This is a genomic window from Mucilaginibacter terrae, assembly GCF_031951985.1.
Classification (GTDB): Bacteria; Bacteroidota; Bacteroidia; order Sphingobacteriales; family Sphingobacteriaceae; genus Mucilaginibacter; species Mucilaginibacter terrae_A.
In genome coordinates this window covers 3,850,408-3,866,960 of record NZ_JAVLVU010000001.1, presented here as the reverse complement: position 1 = coordinate 3,866,960, position 16,553 = coordinate 3,850,408, and the positions used below count along the sequence as shown (strand labels likewise).

Here is a 16,553-nt window from a genome sequence, read left to right as displayed (position 1 = left end):
GACCTTATTGAATGATTTTTATGATGGATTGTTCGTTGAGGTAGGCACTGTTGGAAACGACGATCTGGTCTATGCCTTCCAGTTTATCTTTGAGATACACATTTTCATTGTCGAACTTCAAAATGCTGACCGGCACTCGTTTTACCCGGTTTGATCCTACTGTGGTAAATACAAATCCTTTGTCGCCATCGGCCTCTACCAGTGATGCGTAGGGAATAACCATCACGTTTTCATCCTGATGGGTAGCGATCTCGGCTTTGCCAAACATGCCCACCGCTGGTTTTACACCGTTCAGTTGCAGCTTTAATTCGATCTGGAAAGAACCCAGTTCACGGTCTGCTGCCTGGGACTTGCGGAATACAGTCGCATCAAAGGTTTTACCGGCATAGCCATCGAGCGTTACTTTGGCGGTTTGGCCCTGCTTAATGATGGCCCATTCCCGGTCGGTAACACCCACCTTAAGCGAATAGCTGTTGTGTTGCTCGGTAGAATTGATGAGCAGTACCGGCATGCCTTCGGCAATCACTTCTCCTTCGTTCGCTATCTTCTTGCTGACAAAGCCATCAGAAGCCGCATAAATTTTAGAGTAACGCTCATTGAAAGCGGTTGCTTCTCTTGCTTTCCTAGCTACATCCAAAGCTGTTTTAGTATTCTGTAGTTGTTCTAAAGTATAAACGCTGTCTTTGTATAAATTCAACGCGCGGTTATAGTCACGCGCTGCTTTTTCTACACTGAGGCTGGATTGTGCCAAACCTGCTGAAATTTCTGTGGAATTGAGTGTAGCCAGTAATTGCCCTTGTTTAAAGGACTGCCCCTCCTGAACCAGGATTCGGCTGATCACGCCACCTATCTTAAAGGCGTATTTGGCTTCATCCTCTGTACTCACGAGGCCGGTGGCGGTGATTTGATCGGGTACACCTAGCGTAGACACCGGGGCTGTTTTTACGGGGATGATATCCGGTTGTCCTATTGGATCTCCTTCCTGGTGTTTTTCTTTGCAGGCAGCCACTAAAATTAGCGCTGCTAGGATAATGCTGAATAGTTGTATTTTTTTCATGGTCTTGATTTTATTGAATAGTAAAACTGGCGTTCGCACGTTCGATCGCCGTATTGGCGATCCAGGTATCGTAAAGGGCAATATTTGTTTTAAGCTGTGCATCGATCCATTGGTTCTGGGCATCGAGCAGCTCGATATAGATCGCCATGCCTTGTTTGTATAGCTTCAGCATATCACCGTAATAGGTCTGGCAGGTTTTTAATTGTGATTCGGCCGCCTGGTATTGGGCAATGGCGCTTTGCATACCGGCCTGGCGTACCTTCAATTCCGTCAGCAGTTGCTGTTGTACATGATCTGTTTGCGAGGCCAGGGCATGCTGATCGGCGATCGCCTGCTTCACCCGGTAATTGTTCTTGCCGGAAGAAAAGAGGTTCCATTGGAGAGACACGCCGAACAGGTAATAGCGGCTGTTGTTATTGAACTTCCAGTCAAAAGCCTGTGAACCCAGGTCGATAAACGTCCCTAATTTGGGAACGATGTAAGACTTAGCTAGTCCCGTCAGGTTGCCGTTAATATCTTTGGCGATCCGGAGTTTAGAGAGTTCCTCCCTGCCGCTGACGCTGTTTCCCCCAAGTTGTTCATTTGCCGGCAATACCTTAATATTATCCGATAAGATACTGTCGGTAAGCGGGCGGTTGAGCAGGAAGTTAAAATAGTAGCGCGCCGATTCCGCAGTTTTCCTGGCACTGGTAAGCGAAGCATTTATCTTTGATACTTCGTTCTGGCTTCTGAGTACTACCGTGCGGTTGACCTTGCTATTTTCATATAGTTTGGTGTTGATCCTTTGTCCTTCTTCAACCAGCCGGAGTGAGGATTGATAGATATCGGTAGCATTAACAGCTTTCAAGTAAGTGTAATAGGCTGTTTTGATCTCTTTGACCAGTTCCCGCTTGTAAAGCAATACTTCAGCTTTCTGCAGGTCGATCTGCTGCTTTTTGATCCGCTTGTTATAGATCAGTTCCGCATTCAGGATGGGAAGTGTTGTGCGGAATTTGGCATCATAGAAATTATCCGGGTTAAGCAGGATCTTCTGGTTCTGCAATTGCGGAAAAGCGTTAGTACCTGTCAGCTGGTTCAGCGTGGCATAAACACCGTTAAACAGGTCGCCGGTAGGAAAATCTATCGTACGCCCCCCGTCAGCTTTGGTATACGTGGTTGAAAAAGTAACCTCCGGCAGGAACATGCTTTTAGCTTCTTTCAATGCATAGACATTCTTTTCCAACACAAAGTTTTGTTGCTTAATGCTCTCATTGGAGGCAAGGCCATCCCGGATATATTCATCCAGCTTCCCCTGGGCTTTTACTATTGGTGCGGCCAGTAAGGCCGACGATAAAAGCAAAAGCTGATAAAATGTTTGATTTCTAAATTTCATTTTAATCATTGTTTTAAATTTGAACAGTGTTCAATATTGTTTCAAAAAAATAGCTAACTTTTTTCGAGTAAGGCCACGAAAGACTCGTAGCCATTCTCCATCAGTTCTTCATCGGTCTTGCCAACAAAACTGGTATTGCGATTCTTACAGAAAAGTGCGCAAATGCCGTGTACCACGGAAATGATCAGGAAAGTAAAATATTCCGTATCCATATCCTTGAATTTGCCTTTCTGCTGGCATTCGATGATCATTCCCTGCATATAGCTGATCGCCTCCTCGGCTATCTGGAATCCTTCAGACGAAGGATCTTTAACCGGCTCTTCTACGATGAACATCAAGTTATAGTAATCCTTGTTCTCTTGTGCGAACTGGATAAAAACCCGGCCTGAGGCTTTCAATCTTTCAAAGGGATCACGGACCTTTTCCAGCACCTTTAACTGGTTAAGCAGCAGGAGAAAACCCTCTTTATGCAATTCGTGGAAGATCTCACTTTTATCTTTGAAATAGAAGTATATGGAGCCTGGGCTATAGTTGATCTCCTGAGCGATATTGCGCATGCTGGTCTGGTCATAGCCTTTCTCCAGGAATATCTTTCGCGCTCCGTTAAGGATGCGTTCGTGCATCTCTTGTTTCTCTTCTAACTTTCTTTCTGCTATGCTCATTCTAAATTAACAAGTTACAAATATATTATTGCCTGCCATTTTGGTTTGGGTGTAAAACAATGCAATGTTATTAAACAGTGTTCAAAAAAACAAGGGGTTTTTATTGTTTTAAATAACATGACAGAATAAAAACATTTTTTTAAAGGCTATGCTTTTGGGGATGGTTAGTATACGGCTTAAAAAGGATCTTTTGTCAACTAAGGAATTTCGTCTGCGGTATGCAATACTGAAAAGTATGCGAAAACTATGCGAAAAAAAAATCCCCACTCGCCAGAGTGGGGATAAATCATTGATTTTGAGGCTCCTGAGGCTGGGCTCGAACCAGCGACCCTCTGATTAACAGTCAGATGCTCTAACCGGCTGAGCTACTCAGGAATCTTTTCCGGTTTGGAGTGGTGCAAAAGTATAAACTTCGCGGATATTTCACAATATTTGCACAAAAAAAATTTAAATATTTTTCACATGAGTTTATTAGTGATTGGTACTGTGGCATTTGACGCTATCGAAACCCCCTTTGGTAAAACCGATAAAATTGTTGGCGGGGCTGCTACCTATGCCAGTTTGGCCGCATCATACTTTTATAACGATGTAAAAATTGTTGCCGTGGTAGGCGACGATTTTCCCGAAAGTGAGATTGCCGATTTTCAGCAACATCATATTAGTACCGAAGGCCTGCAGGTAAAGCAAGGCGAAAAATCGTTTTTTTGGAGCGGACGCTACCATAATGATATGAACAGCCGCGATACTTTGGCTACCGAACTAAACGTACTGGCTGATTTTGACCCCATCATCCCAGAGTCGTATCAGGACTGCGAATTTTTGATGCTGGGCAATCTTACCCCACAGGTGCAGCAAACGGTTATTAAACGCCTTAAAAACCGCCCTAAGCTCGTAGTAATGGATACCATGAACTTCTGGATGGACATTGCACTGGATGATTTGCTCGAAACTATCAAAATGGTTGACGTTTTAACCATTAATGATGCTGAAGCCCGCCAGTTAAGCGGCGAATACTCATTGGTAAAAGCTGCCCGTAAAATTTTAGGCATGGGCCCTAAATACCTCATCATTAAAAAAGGTGAGCACGGTGCTTTGCTGTTCCACGAAGATAAAGTGTTCTCGGCCCCTGCCCTGCCGTTGGCAGATGTATTTGACCCAACCGGTGCCGGTGATACTTTTGCCGGTGGTTTTATTGGTTATTTGGCTAAGGTTGGTACCATCAACTTCAACAATATGAAAAACGCCATCATTTTTGGCTCAGCATTAGCTTCTTTTTGTGTGGAGAAATTTGGTACCGAAAAAATAAAGAATCTTACCCAAGAAGAAGTTGCAGGTCGTGTGCAGGAATTTATAAACCTGGCGCAGTTTGAAATTGAGCTATAAACTTAGATCTATGATATAAAAACTTCCGTCATTGCGAGGTACGAAGCAATCTCTGCGTAAGATATTCATTCTTGCATAGTTCAGAGATTGCTTCGTACCTCGCAATGACGTTTTTATAAGAGTCAACCCAGCACCCCTACTACCTCAAAGCGCTTAAACACATCATCGGCGTGCGGGGCATCCAGCATTTCCTCTGTGAGATCCTGCCCGGCCCAGTGTTCATAGTGTTTACCATCGCGCCATAAGCGGCTTTTGCCTACATCATAAATGGTTCCGCGGTAAGCTACCCAAATCTGGGGCTTGTCTTGCCCATTACGCAGGGCCAGTTGCGAGCGGGTATATACAGGCAAACTCATGCTGCTAAGCTACGCTTGTTTTTAAAATACTCAAAAAAGGCAACGTTCATGAGTAGCAAGGTCAATGAGTAAAAGTGATCTTCAAAAGGAATAGTGCCAACCCGCCTGCCTATGTTTTCGGCATTATTATAAAGTACAATGGGTACCGAAGTAAGTATGCCGTTAACAATATAAAACGGCAGCAGCGATACAATGTAAGCCATATAAAAGCGTGGCAGCCAAACCGATTTTAATACATACTGAACGGCAAATATCATTACCAAAAGCAGCCCAAAGGTAACCGTAGTATATAACCTGTCGAAATACATAGCAAGCATCACCATACTCAACAAGATCATGAGGTTGGAAATCCATTTGCTTATGCCAGCCGGAAACTGCCACTTTATGTAATAGTTTAAACAGGCATAAATAAAAATGCAGGAGAAGGGCACAGTGAGAAAGAACAGCACTTCTTCTAACGGAAGCCCCCAAAAGCGGATGCCAACAATGTAGTTATCATTAAATGACCATACACCTTTGAGCGTAAACAGCACATCCCAAAACAAAAACACCAAACCGGTGATAGCCATGCCCGGCCAAATAAATTTCCAGCTTTTATGAAAAGCCACGCGTTTATCAAATGATAACAGCACGGGAAATATAACAGTCAAAAAGTTGATGAGCAGGTAAGCGTATTTCACTTTAAGGCGGCTAATTGTTTATGCAGGGTTTCGGTTTCGTGCGGGGTGCAACGTTTCGAGTCGATAAGAAACTTAATGATAGTACGTACCACGCTTTCATCGGCCGTGGTGTAATGCTTTCGATTCAGCTGTTTAATCATCTCCTCCCTATCGGCTACCAAATGCTTGGTATAGCCCAAAAAGCCCGGCACGTTATGCTCTATTGAAAAGCGCATAAAACGAATTTCAATATTATCAGGCTGCCCCGCTACCGCGGTTTTTAATGTCTTTTCGGCATCGTTTAAGTACTTCACTTTAAAATATGGGTTCCAGGCATGTTTGGCTTTAAGGGCTTGCACTACGCCAAGATAACAGGTAAGCAGGGGTGTTTTATTAGGCTCGTTGGTAAGGGCTTTGTAAAGCGAGTCGGTTAAACTGCGCTTTTCGAGTGCTACTAATAATTGCTTACGTATAACCTGCGGTTCAGGCACATCGGCCCTGCAAATACTGGTAGTGGTAAGTATAAAAAACAGGAAAGCAAAAAACGGGCAACTAAACTTCATTAAATCACATTTAACTTTTGATGCAAAACAGCTTTGAAGTATAACGCCGTTTTTTGCGCATCAGATATACGAATACGTTTTTGCAGTATAGTATTGGCCGGTGTACGGCTTATTTTTTTGAATAATTGGCGGTAGTAAATATAGGCCACATAAACACCCAGGCGTGTACCGCCGGGCAATTGTTTAATGCCTTTGAAAGCATCATCAAAATCCTTTTCAATATCGGCCTCAATATCTTTTTTGTCCTGCTCGCTAAAGCGCCTAAAGTCAACAAGAGGGAAGTAGGTACGGCCGCGCTCTTCAAAATCAGACTTTACATCGCGCAAAAAATTCACTTTTTGAAACGCTGCGCCCAAGCTGCGCGCCATTGGCACCAGTTGCTCATATTGCTCTTTGTTATTATCGCAAAATATGTGCAGGCACATCAGGCCAACCACCTCTGCCGAACCATAAATGTAGGTTTGATAGGTTGCACTATCATAAGCCGTTTTATCAAGGTCCATTTCCATGGAGCGCAGAAAAGCATCGATCAATTCATGGTCGATACCAAATTGATTAACCACCTGCTGAAATGCATGCAAAACCGGGTTCAAGCTTATTTTTTGCGCGATGGCTTCAAAGGTTTGCGCCCTGAAACTTGCAATAAGCGCGGCTTTATCGTAGTCATGAAATGTATCTACAATTTCGTCGGCGTAGCGTACAAAACCGTATATGGCATAAATGGGATAACGGAAACGCTTATCAAAAGCCATGATACCTTTGCTAAACGATGTACTGTACTTAGAAGTAATAATTTTGCTGCACTCAAAGCAGGTTTCGTCAAATAAATTCATCGGTTAGCAGGTAATCAACCAAATGTACATAATTGAAGCTACATTGTTTGACCGCCGCGCCAAACAATTTGCTTACTTTGCCCTTGTAAACACGGCATGAGCAAAAAAAAGGTTATTGTTATTGGTGCAGGATTTTCGGGTCTGGCAGCAGCCACGCTGCTGGCTAAAGAAGGCTGCGAAGTTACTATTTTAGAAAAGAACGACCAGCCCGGCGGCCGCGCCCGTATATGGCAGCACGAAGGGTTTACCTTTGATATGGGCCCAAGCTGGTATTGGATGCCCGATGTTTTTGAAGATTACTTTGCCCTGTTTGGTAAAAAACCATCTGATTATTACCACTTAACACGCCTCGACCCAGGTTATCGTGTTTACTATGCCCAAAACGACCATATTGACGTAGCCGCCGATATGGACAAGCTAAAAGCCTTATTTGAGCGCATTGAACCCGGCAGCAGCCAGGCGCTCGACGAGTTTTTGAAACAGGCCGAATACAAGTACAGGGTGGGTATGGGCGAATACGTTTTTAAACCATCGCACTCCATTACCGAGTACATGGATCTTAACTTGTTAAAGAAAAGCCTTGGTATACAGTTGCTCACCAGCATGAGCAAGCATGTGCGCAAATACTTTAAAAACCCCAAGCTTATTAAGTTGCTGGAGTTTCCGGTGTTGTTTTTGGGAGCCACGCCGCAAAATACCCCGGCCATGTACAGCATGATGAATTATGCCGACCTGGTATTGGGCACCTGGTACCCTCAAGGCGGCATGAACCAGATTGTTAAAGCCATGGTTAGCCTGGCCGAAAGCTATGGGGTTGAAATTAAACTCAATACCGAGGTAACAGCCATCGACATACAAAACGGCAAAGCCGGGCAGGTGCATACTAAAGCAGGATCATTTACTGCTGACCTGATCATTTCGGGGGCCGATTATGAGCATACCGACCAGCAACTCATCCCCAAAGAAAACCGTAATTATACGCCGCAGTACTGGAATAGCCGCACCATGTCGCCCTCAAGTTTACTTTATTATATAGGTTTAGATAAGCGGGTTGAGGGTATTGAGCATCATAACCTGTTCTTTGATGAAGATTTTGAGCTGCATGCCCGCGAAATATATACCGACCCTAAATGGCCAACCAAGCCATTATTCTACGTATCGTGCGCCTCAAAAACAGATGCTACCGTAGCGCCCGAGGGGCATGAGAACCTGTTTTTTTTGATGCCGCTGGCACCGGGATTGCACGATGATGAAGCCCTGCGCGAAAAATACTTTGACCTGATGCTCAATCGTTTTGAGGCCATCACCGGGCAAAGTATCCGCCAAAATATTGTGGTAAAACGCAGCTACGCCATGAACGATTTTAAGGCCGATTACCATTCCTTTAAAGGTAATGCCTACGGATTGGCCAACACGCTTAGTCAAACCGCATTTTTAAAACCGGCCATGCGGGCAAAGAAAATAAAAAACATGCTCTATACCGGGCAGCTTACTGTACCTGGTCCGGGTGTGCCGCCGGCGTTAATATCGGGGCGGGTTGTAGCGGCAGAGGCATTAAAACTACTTAACAAGCAAAAATAAAGTCCCCTGTGTTCCTTCAATTTTTTCTTCTGAAAACCGCGAAATTACCCGGAAAAGTTCCGAAATTACCCGGTGTTCAGTTTAGTGTTTCATGAAACGTATTGAGCACCTTGAACGCATACACCAGCAAGGGCAAACTGATTTTGCTACCTTTTGCCAGCAGGCGGCCGATGCCGGGGTTGAAAAATGGGTAATTGACACCCAAGCCATGCTGTGCACCTATTATGATTTGCAGGGCAATGCCCTGGTTGCCGAGCCTATTCCTCAAGCGGAATATTAAATTCAGTGAAGGGTTATTGACGGTTAGTTAAAATAAGTTAAAGCATTTGCTCTTCTTTAAATCCTTCATAGCTTTACAGAATCGACTTGTTGCCTTGTAATTAATCTATCCGTATGCCTTATACCACTAAAAAGCTTGTTAAACCAATTCTGTATATAATATTACTGCTATGTAGCAGCAGCGCTAAGGCACAGGTGTCCTTAATCAATTCCCTCATCTCCAAATTAGAAAGCTATCAAAACTTCAGTTATCGTTCTGTTAACAAGCGAAGAGATATGGGCATTGATACCACCGTGGCTCATAACCATGAACTCTTTCTTAAAAATGCTGATGATAAGCAAGTTGGATATTATTATAGCATCGAAACCGACCACCAAAACGAAAGCTTTCACAGAATTGATTTGTACAATGGAGAAGGCATACAAGTTTTATCAATTGCAGATACTACCTTTTTCTTAGAGAAATCATCATCGGCATACGATCAGTCACTTATTGGCAGCCTGAGATTTGTAAGAAACTTTCATGATAAACGCCATTTTCCTATCAAAATGGTTGAGGACACTATCATCAATAATATAACAGCCTCGCATATTGTAGTTAACGTATTAGATACGATTGAAGATAACGAACATATATACTCGCGCAGAGAATTTTATATTAACAAAAGAACCGGATTGCCGATTTTGGCAACTATTAAAGGAAGATATAATTATCGTAACATGGTAACAACCTATTATGATGAGAAAAGATATTTTGATTACAAGTTTAACCAAACCGGTGTAAATACTTCACGTTTTGCCGTACCCACCCGCTTTAACCCCAGAAAGGAAAACGCCGCGCAACCAACCTTACTAACCTCGGGCACAGCGGCACCAGACTGGACTTTGCATGATGTAAATGGTAATAAGGTTTCGTTAAGTGAGATGAAAGGCAAAGTTGTGGTGATGGATTTTTACTTTATTGGTTGTGCAGGGTGCATGCTATCTGTTAAACCATTGAATGCGATCTACGAAAAGTATAAAAATAAGGATGTCGTGATTATAAGCCTTAGTGAACGAGACAAACAGAAAGCGGTTTTAGCATTTGAAAAGCAATACACGATCAAGTATCCGGGCTGCATTGATGCCGCAAACGTGGTTAAAGCCTATCATGTTACTGCATTCCCGACATATTATTTTATTGACAAAGACGGCAAAGTGGCAAGCACGCTGGTGGGCTATGATGATGATTTTGAACAGAATGTTACCGCTCATATTGAGAAGTTGTTGAACAAGTAAGATAAGACTCTCTATCTCTTCAGGAAGCGGAATATTAAATTCTGTGAATGCCTACGACAAGTATTTTCTATAAAATATTGCAAGTTGTAACCTTTTGAAAAATTTAATAATCAAACAGGTAAATTTAACTTCACACAACATGGAAAAAGCATTAGTAGTAAGTGTTGCCACCGTAACCATAACCACCTGTTTATTTTTAACCTGGTACTTTTGGCACAGGGCCAACTCCAAAGAGCGTTTGTTTTTGCTGGAGAAAGGCCTCGACCCTAAAGAAACAGTTGACAAAATGCCCGGTGCCTCATTACTTAAAGTAGGTATCATCATCATTGGCCTCAGCATCGGCTTATTGTTTATTTACGTGCTCGACAAATTTGTAGCCGTTCATGCTCAGCTGGGTTTACCTATTTTGGGTATTTCGGGTGGTATTTCAATGATTATAGCTAATAAAGCCGGCAAGGTAAATGGCAAATAGCCCATCTACCGAAAGCTTTTATATTAAACAGCTTATTGCCGGCGAGGAAAGCGCTTACCGCTATTTTATCCGAACTTACGAAGACATGGCATTTACACTGGCCGTATCTATAGTAAAAGATGATTTTGTGGCCGAGGAGGTAGCACAGGATGCGTTTATTAAAGCATTCAACGGCATTGCATCGTTCAGCCAGCAATCGGCTTTTAAAACCTGGTTTTACCGCATAATAGTAAACGAGGCTTTTATGCGGCTAAAAAAAGAAAAAAAGCAACAGTTGGTATACTGTGAAGACTATGAGATGGATATTGCCGACACCGATAGTTTAAATAATTTGCAAGAAAGTGAACGATTTGAAATGATAAACTTTGCTTTTAAACTGATGCCCCCTAACGAGGCTATTGCCCTGCGCCTGTTTTATTTAGAAGAAAGCAGCATTAAGGATATTTGTATTATAACCGGCTATACCGAAGCCAATATTAAAGTATTATTGCACCGTGGCCGCAAACGCATGCAGTCCATCATTGAGCAACAAAAAAAGCAAAAGGCATGAACGAGTTTGAAGATAAAGATTTTGAATTAGGAAAAGCCATTAGCAAAAGCAGGCTCACTATGCCCAATGCCAGCTTTGAGCAACAGGTTATGGCCCGTATGCAGCATCAAATACAGCGCAAAAACAACTACAAATACATCAGGTATTCGCTGCTATGCTTTGCCATGTTTACCTTGGTTGGCCTGGCGGGTAATTATTTGCTCCCGGGCTATGTGGCTATGCTATCGGGCGTACCGGCAAAAGTGTTGAAGCTGATTTTTGAGGCGGGGTTTGTATTTTGCCTGCTAATTGGGGCCGATCATTTTATTAAATATTTTAAGGCTAAACCTTTGCAGGGGCGGTAAGCTTACCTTATTGGTGATTGCTGTCTCTCAATAAAAATGCTTTTATTTGCGTATGTACCTGGTAAAATCGCCCTGGCTGCTCAAAAAGCTCTATCCCAAATTCACCTGGAACGCAGCGCGCAACGAGCCGGTTATTTACCTTACGTTTGATGATGGCCCCATACCGGTAGTTACCCCGTTTGTACTTAAAACTCTTAAACAGTATAATGCCAAAGCCACCTTTTTTTGCATTGGCGATAACGTACATAAACACCCCGACATTTTTGAACAGGTAAAAGCCGATGGCCATGCTATTGGCAACCATACCTATAATCACCTCAAAGGCTGGAAAACCGACGATGATAACTACGTAGCCAATTATTTAAAGGCCGATGAGCAATTGGGCACGTCATTATTCCGCCCGCCTTATGGCCGTGTTAAACGCTCACAAGCGCAAAGGTTGTTTACTTTAAAACCCCACCTCAAAATTATAATGTGGGATGTATTAAGCGGAGATTTCGATATGTCGCTTAAACCCAAAGATTGCCTTAAAGGCGTACTTAAACATACCGAAAACGGCTCGATAGTGGTGTTTCATGATAGCTTAAAAGCCTTTAACCGGCTGGAGTATACGCTGCCCAGAGCTTTAGAAGCTTGGAGTAAACAAGGGTATACCTTTTGTGCCCTAACTTTGTAAAGAGAGGTTGTATTACAAATACTATTTCCCGGTAATTACTCTCCTGTGCTCCATACCCCACTCGGCAAGATTGTTGATAATGGTTTGCAACGTACGTCCGTATTCTGTAAGGTTATACTTTACCGTTACAGGCTGTGTATCTAACACGCTTCGCTTTATCAGTTTATTTGCCTCCAGTTCCTTTAGCTCCTTACTCAGCATTTTATTTGATATTCCATTCACATCGTTTAGAATGTCTGAAAATCGCCTTTCATTGTAAAAGCAAATAGACGAGATGATGGAAATCTTCCATTTTCCGTTCAGCACGTCCATGGCATCATGTACAGCCATCACCTCTTTTTTATGCCCTAAAATACAAGCGTTATCAACCATAAGTTACCTTGTTACCCAAATGTTACTGTTACTTTTGGTTACAAAGTTACCAAAATAAATTTATGTGTTATAAGTTTGCATTGTAAACAAAAAATATAACAATGAATTTCACAAATAAAAACGTAGTTATAACAGGCGGAACCACAGGAATTGGTTTGGCAACTGCTAAGGCATTTATTAATGCAGGTGCTAATGTTTGGATTACCGGCAGAAACAGCAAAAATTTACAGAACGCTGCTGCCGAGATCGACAGCACCAAATTGAGAACCGTGGTTTCAGATACAGCTAATCTGGCCGATATTTCGATACTGGAAAAAGCAATTGCCGATAGCGGCGAAAAATTGGATATTTTATTCCTTAATGCCGGAATAGGCATATTTACCCCTATTGAACAAGCAACAGAGGCTGAGTTTGATGCGCAATTTAACACCAATGTAAAAGGCCATTTCTTTACCCTGCAAAAGCTTATTCCGTATTTGGCAAACGGTGCGGCCGTAGTATTTACCTCATCAACAGTGGCTACGGCCTCCAATTTAGGAACCAGTATATATTCGGCAACAAAAGGCGCATTAAATAAAATTGCCCAAATTGCTGCAAACGAGTTGGCAGATAGAAAGATCCGCGTAAATATTATTAGCCCGGGGCCGGTTCAAACACCCGGTTTAGAATATGCTGTACCTCCCGAAGCAAAAGCATATTTAGCCTCGGCCACAGCGCTGCAAAGATTAGGCGATGCTGATGAAATTGCAAAAACGGTGTTGTTCCTGGCTTCAGATGCCGCAAGTTTTATTACCGGAACAGAAATAGTAGCTGATGGTGGCTATCTTAATTACGGATTGAAATAATTAGCAAATAACCTTATATTACCTGTACCTGAGCGATGTTTGCCGCTCAGGTACATGCTTTGACAACGAATGTACCCAAACTTTTACACCCCAATACAAGGCTTTTAAACTGTTAATTGCTTTAATCATTTAAGTTTGTAAACCATATTATACTTATATGAAAAAAGCATTAATAGCTGCATTACTATGTTGCGGAGCCTTTTATTTATTCTCCTTTAAGCAACCCACTTATATAATAAATCCATCGGATGATAAACTTGTGGCTTTCCCCGGAGCCGAAGGTTTTGGCAAATATGCAACGGGCGGCCGTGGCGGACAGGTAGCCGAAGTTACCAACCTAAATGATTCGGGCCCGGGTAGCTTTAGGGAGGCTTTAAAGGCTTACCCTACTGAACCGCTTACTGTTATATTTAAAGTTGCCGGAATTATTGAGTTACAATCGGCTATAAAAATCAACCGCTCCAACCTTACCATTGCAGGTCAAACCGCGCCCGTTGACGGCATTTGCCTTAAAGGCAATTCTTTCATCCTAAACGGTGGCGGCAAAAACGGAAACATTATTATCCGCTATCTGCGGTCGAGACCGGGAGGTAAAGCCGCATCAGGCATTTATGGTTTCGATATGGAAAACATGCGAAACATCATTATCGATCATTGCTCGTTTAGCTGGGCAAATGAAGAGTGCGCCGCCATGTACGATATTAAAAACGTAACCGTGCAATGGTGCATAGTAAGCGAGGGTTTATATAACGCAGGGCATTTAAAAGGCGTGCGCAGTTACGGCGGCGTTTGGGGCGGGCAGTATGTAACCTACCACCACAACTTAATTGCCAATCAATATAGCCGCGCCGTACGTTTTAATGGCTCACGCGCGCATGATACCATTGCGTTGATAGATTACCGCAACAATGTTATTTATAACTGGGGGCGCAGCGGCGCCTGCTATGGTGGCGAAATTAAAATTCCCGGCGGACGGTCGGAAATTAATATGGTGAACAACTATTACAAACCCGGTCCGGCAACCGAGGGGGTTAAAAAGCTGTTTTGCGAAGCCTACCACGAAGCCGGAACCGGGCAATGGTACTTAAACGGCAACATGATGGAAGGCGATGCCGCACTAAGCGCCAATAATAATGCAGGTTTAGACCTTAACCGGTTGCCCCAGGATAAACGCAGCAGCGTGCTAACGAGCACCGCATTCAAGGCAGAAAACATCAACACCCAAAAAGCTGCTGATGCCTATACCTCGGTACTGGAAAAAGCCGGGGCACTGCTCCCCAAACGCGACGCGGTGGACAGCCGTGTTGTTAACGAAGTAAAAAACAATAACCCCAAAGGCATGGGCAGTTTAAATAAAGCAGGCATTATTGATGATGCATTGGCCGTAGGTGGCTGGCCTGCTTATAACATGGCACCAGCTCCTGCCGATACCGACCACGACGGCATACCCGATGCCTGGGAAACAGCCAACGGCTTAGATAAAAACAACGCAGCCGACCGGAATAAACTGCACAAAAGTGGTTATACTATGCTGGAGGTTTATTTGAATAGTATTAAATAAGGCTTTATATGCACTATTACGCTTGTTTGTGATGAATGATTATATTGTGGATTATGCAATAAGTTGCGTTATAAACGCAAAGCCATGTTAAGCACTCGTTATAAACGAGCGCAAGTTTTAACTTCTACGTATTCTTTACTACAATACTCTCTATCACATCTGTAGCATCCTCGCAACGGTCGGTTGCGCGCTCTAAAGCGGCCAGTATTTCGGTGTATTTAATAAGTTCGATGCCGTTGGTTTCGTTATGGGCTAAAGATGAGAGTGCCTTATCGTACACCTGATCGGCGTAGTTTTCCAGTTGACGTATTTTTTTGCAGCAGGCGGCTATATCGGCTGCCAGGCTCAGGTTGCTCAGGTAGTTCACGCTTTTGTCGAGCTCCATGCTGGCTTCAATAATTAAGCCCGAAATTTCTTTAATGGCAGGTTCTACCGTGCTTAACTGATACAGGCTTAAACGGCGGGCGGCTACGTGCATGGTATCGCAAACCTGGTTAATGGCTGATGCCAGTGCATACATATCATTACGCTCAAACGGCGAAATTAACGAGCGCGACGACACGGTGTAAACCTGGTGCTTTAAATCATTACCAATGGTTTTAAGCCGGGCTATCTGGTTAAAATGCATCTTTTCCTCATGTGGCGAATCGCTGCTTACGGCCTTGTACAACAGCTCGGATATACGCACATTATTGGATGCCGACTGGTTGAACAGGTTAAAGAACACATTGCTTTTTGGTACAAAAAATTTGAACATAGCCACTTACAGGTTTAATTGTAAAACTATGCTCTTAGTGTTAAGCCCATATTGGGCAAACTTTATGGTTATATTACGTACTTAAACTACAAAAGGCGCATAAAGCGCCTTTTGTAGTATTTATATTATCAAGCTTAAAACTTATGTATATCGCCGCTACCTGCTTTAGAGGTTGATATTTGTTTAACCCCGCCGGTGTAGCGGATATCACCCGAACCAGCTACCGAGGCATCCAATTTCCCACTTACGTTTACCGAGGCATCGCCCGAGCCTACCACTCTCACTGAGGTTGACACGGTGGTTAATGAACTTCCCTTGTAATCGCCCGAGCCTGATACTTTAACAGCCGAAGTTTCGGCCCTACCACTAAGGCTGATATCACCCGAACCAACGATGGATACGTCGAGCTTTTTAACATCCAGTTTACCTTTAATATCACCCGAACCGCTCAAGCTTACCACCATATCCTGCGTACGGAAACCATCGGTAAAGAATACATCTCCTGAACCCGACAGACCAATTTTGTGCAGGTCTTTAGCCACAACACGTACAATTCGTTTTTTGTTACCTCCCCAGTTCCAGGTTAAGCCGGTAGTGCGTTTGGTATAAATTTTCAGAACCCCGTTATCAACTTCAGTCACAATTTTATCTATCTCATCGGCATCAGCTTCCACTTTAACCGATTCGATGCTGCCCTGTGTAAGATAAACATCGAATGAACCCGATACACTTACCGATGAAAAACCCGACAGTTTGCGGTCCTGCTCGTCGGTATGGTAGGCTTTAACCGTAATGGCTGGCTTAGCAAAGGTTTGGGTTGCTCCTGCAACCAATGCAGTGGCTAATAATATGGTGGCTATAGTTTTCATGATATTATGGTTTTGTTGTTCTTATTTATAAGATGCAGGTAAAGGGCAAATGGTTACAGTAAAAAATAAAAATCAGTATTATAT

The 16,553-nt window shown here is 43.2% G+C and carries 20 protein-coding genes and 1 tRNA gene; 10 read left to right on the top strand and 11 right to left on the bottom strand.

Annotated features, from left to right (window positions below; translation table 11 throughout):
• Window positions 1-4: 4 nt before the first annotated feature.
• The 4 genes from QE417_RS16555 to QE417_RS16540 all read right to left on the bottom strand — a co-directional run bounded on the left by QE417_RS16555 (window position 5) and on the right by QE417_RS16540 (window position 3,466).
• Window positions 5-1,009 (bottom strand): efflux RND transporter periplasmic adaptor subunit, encoded by a 1,005-nt coding sequence (locus QE417_RS16555; RefSeq protein WP_311951578.1) that lies wholly within the window; start codon window positions 1,007-1,009, stop codon window positions 5-7.
• Between the two features lie 58 nt (window positions 1,010-1,067).
• Window positions 1,068-2,429 (bottom strand): TolC family protein, encoded by a 1,362-nt coding sequence (locus tag QE417_RS16550; protein WP_311951577.1) that lies wholly within the window; start codon window positions 2,427-2,429, stop codon window positions 1,068-1,070.
• Window positions 2,430-2,482: 53 nt separating this feature from the next.
• The gene (locus QE417_RS16545; protein ID WP_311951576.1) at window positions 2,483-3,091 is read right to left on the bottom strand and encodes a TetR/AcrR family transcriptional regulator; all 609 of its coding nucleotides are present in this window, start codon (window positions 3,089-3,091) and stop codon (window positions 2,483-2,485) included.
• Window positions 3,092-3,392: 301 nt separating this feature from the next.
• Window positions 3,393-3,466: transfer RNA gene (locus QE417_RS16540), tRNA-Asn, on the bottom strand.
• Between the two features lie 87 nt (window positions 3,467-3,553).
• Here QE417_RS16540 and QE417_RS16535 point away from each other — a divergent pair.
• Window positions 3,554-4,474, top strand: coding sequence for a PfkB family carbohydrate kinase (locus QE417_RS16535; protein WP_311951575.1), 921 nt, complete (start codon window positions 3,554-3,556; stop codon window positions 4,472-4,474).
• 122 nt (window positions 4,475-4,596) lie between these two features.
• On the opposite strand, the gene QE417_RS16530 is transcribed toward QE417_RS16535, so the two are convergent.
• Genes QE417_RS16530 through QE417_RS16515 form a run of 4 tightly spaced genes read right to left on the bottom strand, consistent with a single transcriptional unit; the run spans window position 4,597 to window position 6,885 of the window.
• Complete coding sequence (locus QE417_RS16530) at window positions 4,597-4,830, bottom strand: cytochrome b5 domain-containing protein (protein WP_311951574.1); 234 nt, start codon at window positions 4,828-4,830, stop codon at window positions 4,597-4,599.
• A complete protein-coding gene (locus tag QE417_RS16525) occupies window positions 4,827-5,510 on the bottom strand; it encodes a lycopene cyclase domain-containing protein (RefSeq protein ID WP_311951573.1) in 684 nt (227 codons plus the stop codon). Before QE417_RS16525 ends, QE417_RS16530 begins: the two co-directional genes overlap by 4 nt.
• Window positions 5,507-6,052 (bottom strand): hypothetical protein, encoded by a 546-nt coding sequence (locus tag QE417_RS16520; protein ID WP_311951572.1) that lies wholly within the window; start codon window positions 6,050-6,052, stop codon window positions 5,507-5,509. The genes QE417_RS16525 and QE417_RS16520 overlap by 4 nt, the downstream gene beginning before the upstream one ends.
• Window positions 6,052-6,885, bottom strand: a complete 834-nt coding sequence (locus QE417_RS16515) for a phytoene/squalene synthase family protein (RefSeq protein WP_311951571.1) — start codon at window positions 6,883-6,885, stop codon at window positions 6,052-6,054. Before QE417_RS16515 ends, QE417_RS16520 begins: the two co-directional genes overlap by 1 nt.
• A gap of 96 nt (window positions 6,886-6,981) precedes the next feature.
• Between QE417_RS16515 and QE417_RS16510 the strand changes: the two genes are divergently transcribed.
• The 7 genes from QE417_RS16510 (at window position 6,982) to QE417_RS16480 (ending at window position 12,065) form a co-directional block, all read left to right on the top strand.
• Window positions 6,982-8,466, top strand: a complete 1,485-nt coding sequence (locus tag QE417_RS16510) for a phytoene desaturase family protein (protein ID WP_311951570.1) — start codon at window positions 6,982-6,984, stop codon at window positions 8,464-8,466.
• 91 nt (window positions 8,467-8,557) lie between these two features.
• The gene (locus QE417_RS16505; protein WP_311951569.1) at window positions 8,558-8,746 is read left to right on the top strand and encodes a DUF1398 family protein; all 189 of its coding nucleotides are present in this window, start codon (window positions 8,558-8,560) and stop codon (window positions 8,744-8,746) included.
• 275 nt (window positions 8,747-9,021) lie between these two features.
• Window positions 9,022-10,023, top strand: coding sequence for a peroxiredoxin family protein (locus tag QE417_RS16500; RefSeq protein WP_311951568.1), 1,002 nt, complete (start codon window positions 9,022-9,024; stop codon window positions 10,021-10,023).
• Window positions 10,024-10,162: 139 nt separating this feature from the next.
• On the top strand, window positions 10,163-10,495 hold the full coding sequence (locus tag QE417_RS16495) for a DUF6249 domain-containing protein (protein WP_311951567.1): 333 nt from the start codon (window positions 10,163-10,165) through the stop codon (window positions 10,493-10,495).
• Window positions 10,485-11,045 carry an RNA polymerase sigma factor gene (locus QE417_RS16490; RefSeq protein WP_311951566.1) on the top strand — a complete coding sequence of 187 codons (561 nt, stop codon included), beginning with the start codon at window positions 10,485-10,487 and terminating at the stop codon, window positions 11,043-11,045. Before QE417_RS16495 ends, QE417_RS16490 begins: the two co-directional genes overlap by 11 nt.
• A complete protein-coding gene (locus QE417_RS16485) occupies window positions 11,042-11,389 on the top strand; it encodes a hypothetical protein (protein WP_311951565.1) in 348 nt (115 codons plus the stop codon). The genes QE417_RS16490 and QE417_RS16485 overlap by 4 nt, the downstream gene beginning before the upstream one ends.
• Before the next feature lie 52 nt (window positions 11,390-11,441).
• Window positions 11,442-12,065 carry a polysaccharide deacetylase family protein gene (locus QE417_RS16480; protein ID WP_311951564.1) on the top strand — a complete coding sequence of 208 codons (624 nt, stop codon included), beginning with the start codon at window positions 11,442-11,444 and terminating at the stop codon, window positions 12,063-12,065.
• Between the two features lie 21 nt (window positions 12,066-12,086).
• Here QE417_RS16480 and QE417_RS16475 read toward each other — a convergent pair whose 3' ends face one another.
• A complete protein-coding gene (locus QE417_RS16475) occupies window positions 12,087-12,437 on the bottom strand; it encodes a winged helix-turn-helix transcriptional regulator (protein ID WP_311951563.1) in 351 nt (116 codons plus the stop codon).
• A gap of 101 nt (window positions 12,438-12,538) precedes the next feature.
• On the opposite strand from QE417_RS16475, the gene QE417_RS16470 reads away from it, so the two are divergent.
• Both QE417_RS16470 and QE417_RS16465 read left to right on the top strand, forming a co-directional pair.
• Window positions 12,539-13,282 carry an SDR family oxidoreductase gene (locus tag QE417_RS16470; RefSeq protein WP_311951562.1) on the top strand — a complete coding sequence of 248 codons (744 nt, stop codon included), beginning with the start codon at window positions 12,539-12,541 and terminating at the stop codon, window positions 13,280-13,282.
• A gap of 157 nt (window positions 13,283-13,439) precedes the next feature.
• The gene (locus QE417_RS16465) at window positions 13,440-14,843 is read left to right on the top strand and encodes a pectate lyase family protein (protein WP_311951561.1); all 1,404 of its coding nucleotides are present in this window, start codon (window positions 13,440-13,442) and stop codon (window positions 14,841-14,843) included.
• A gap of 124 nt (window positions 14,844-14,967) precedes the next feature.
• Here QE417_RS16465 and QE417_RS16460 read toward each other — a convergent pair whose 3' ends face one another.
• Window positions 14,968-15,600 (bottom strand): DUF47 domain-containing protein, encoded by a 633-nt coding sequence (locus tag QE417_RS16460; RefSeq protein WP_311951560.1) that lies wholly within the window; start codon window positions 15,598-15,600, stop codon window positions 14,968-14,970.
• Window positions 15,601-15,734: 134 nt separating this feature from the next.
• Window positions 15,735-16,469: a head GIN domain-containing protein gene (locus tag QE417_RS16455; RefSeq protein WP_311951559.1), complete on the bottom strand. Its 735-nt coding sequence runs from the start codon at window positions 16,467-16,469 to the stop codon at window positions 15,735-15,737.
• Window positions 16,470-16,553 lie beyond the last annotated feature (84 nt).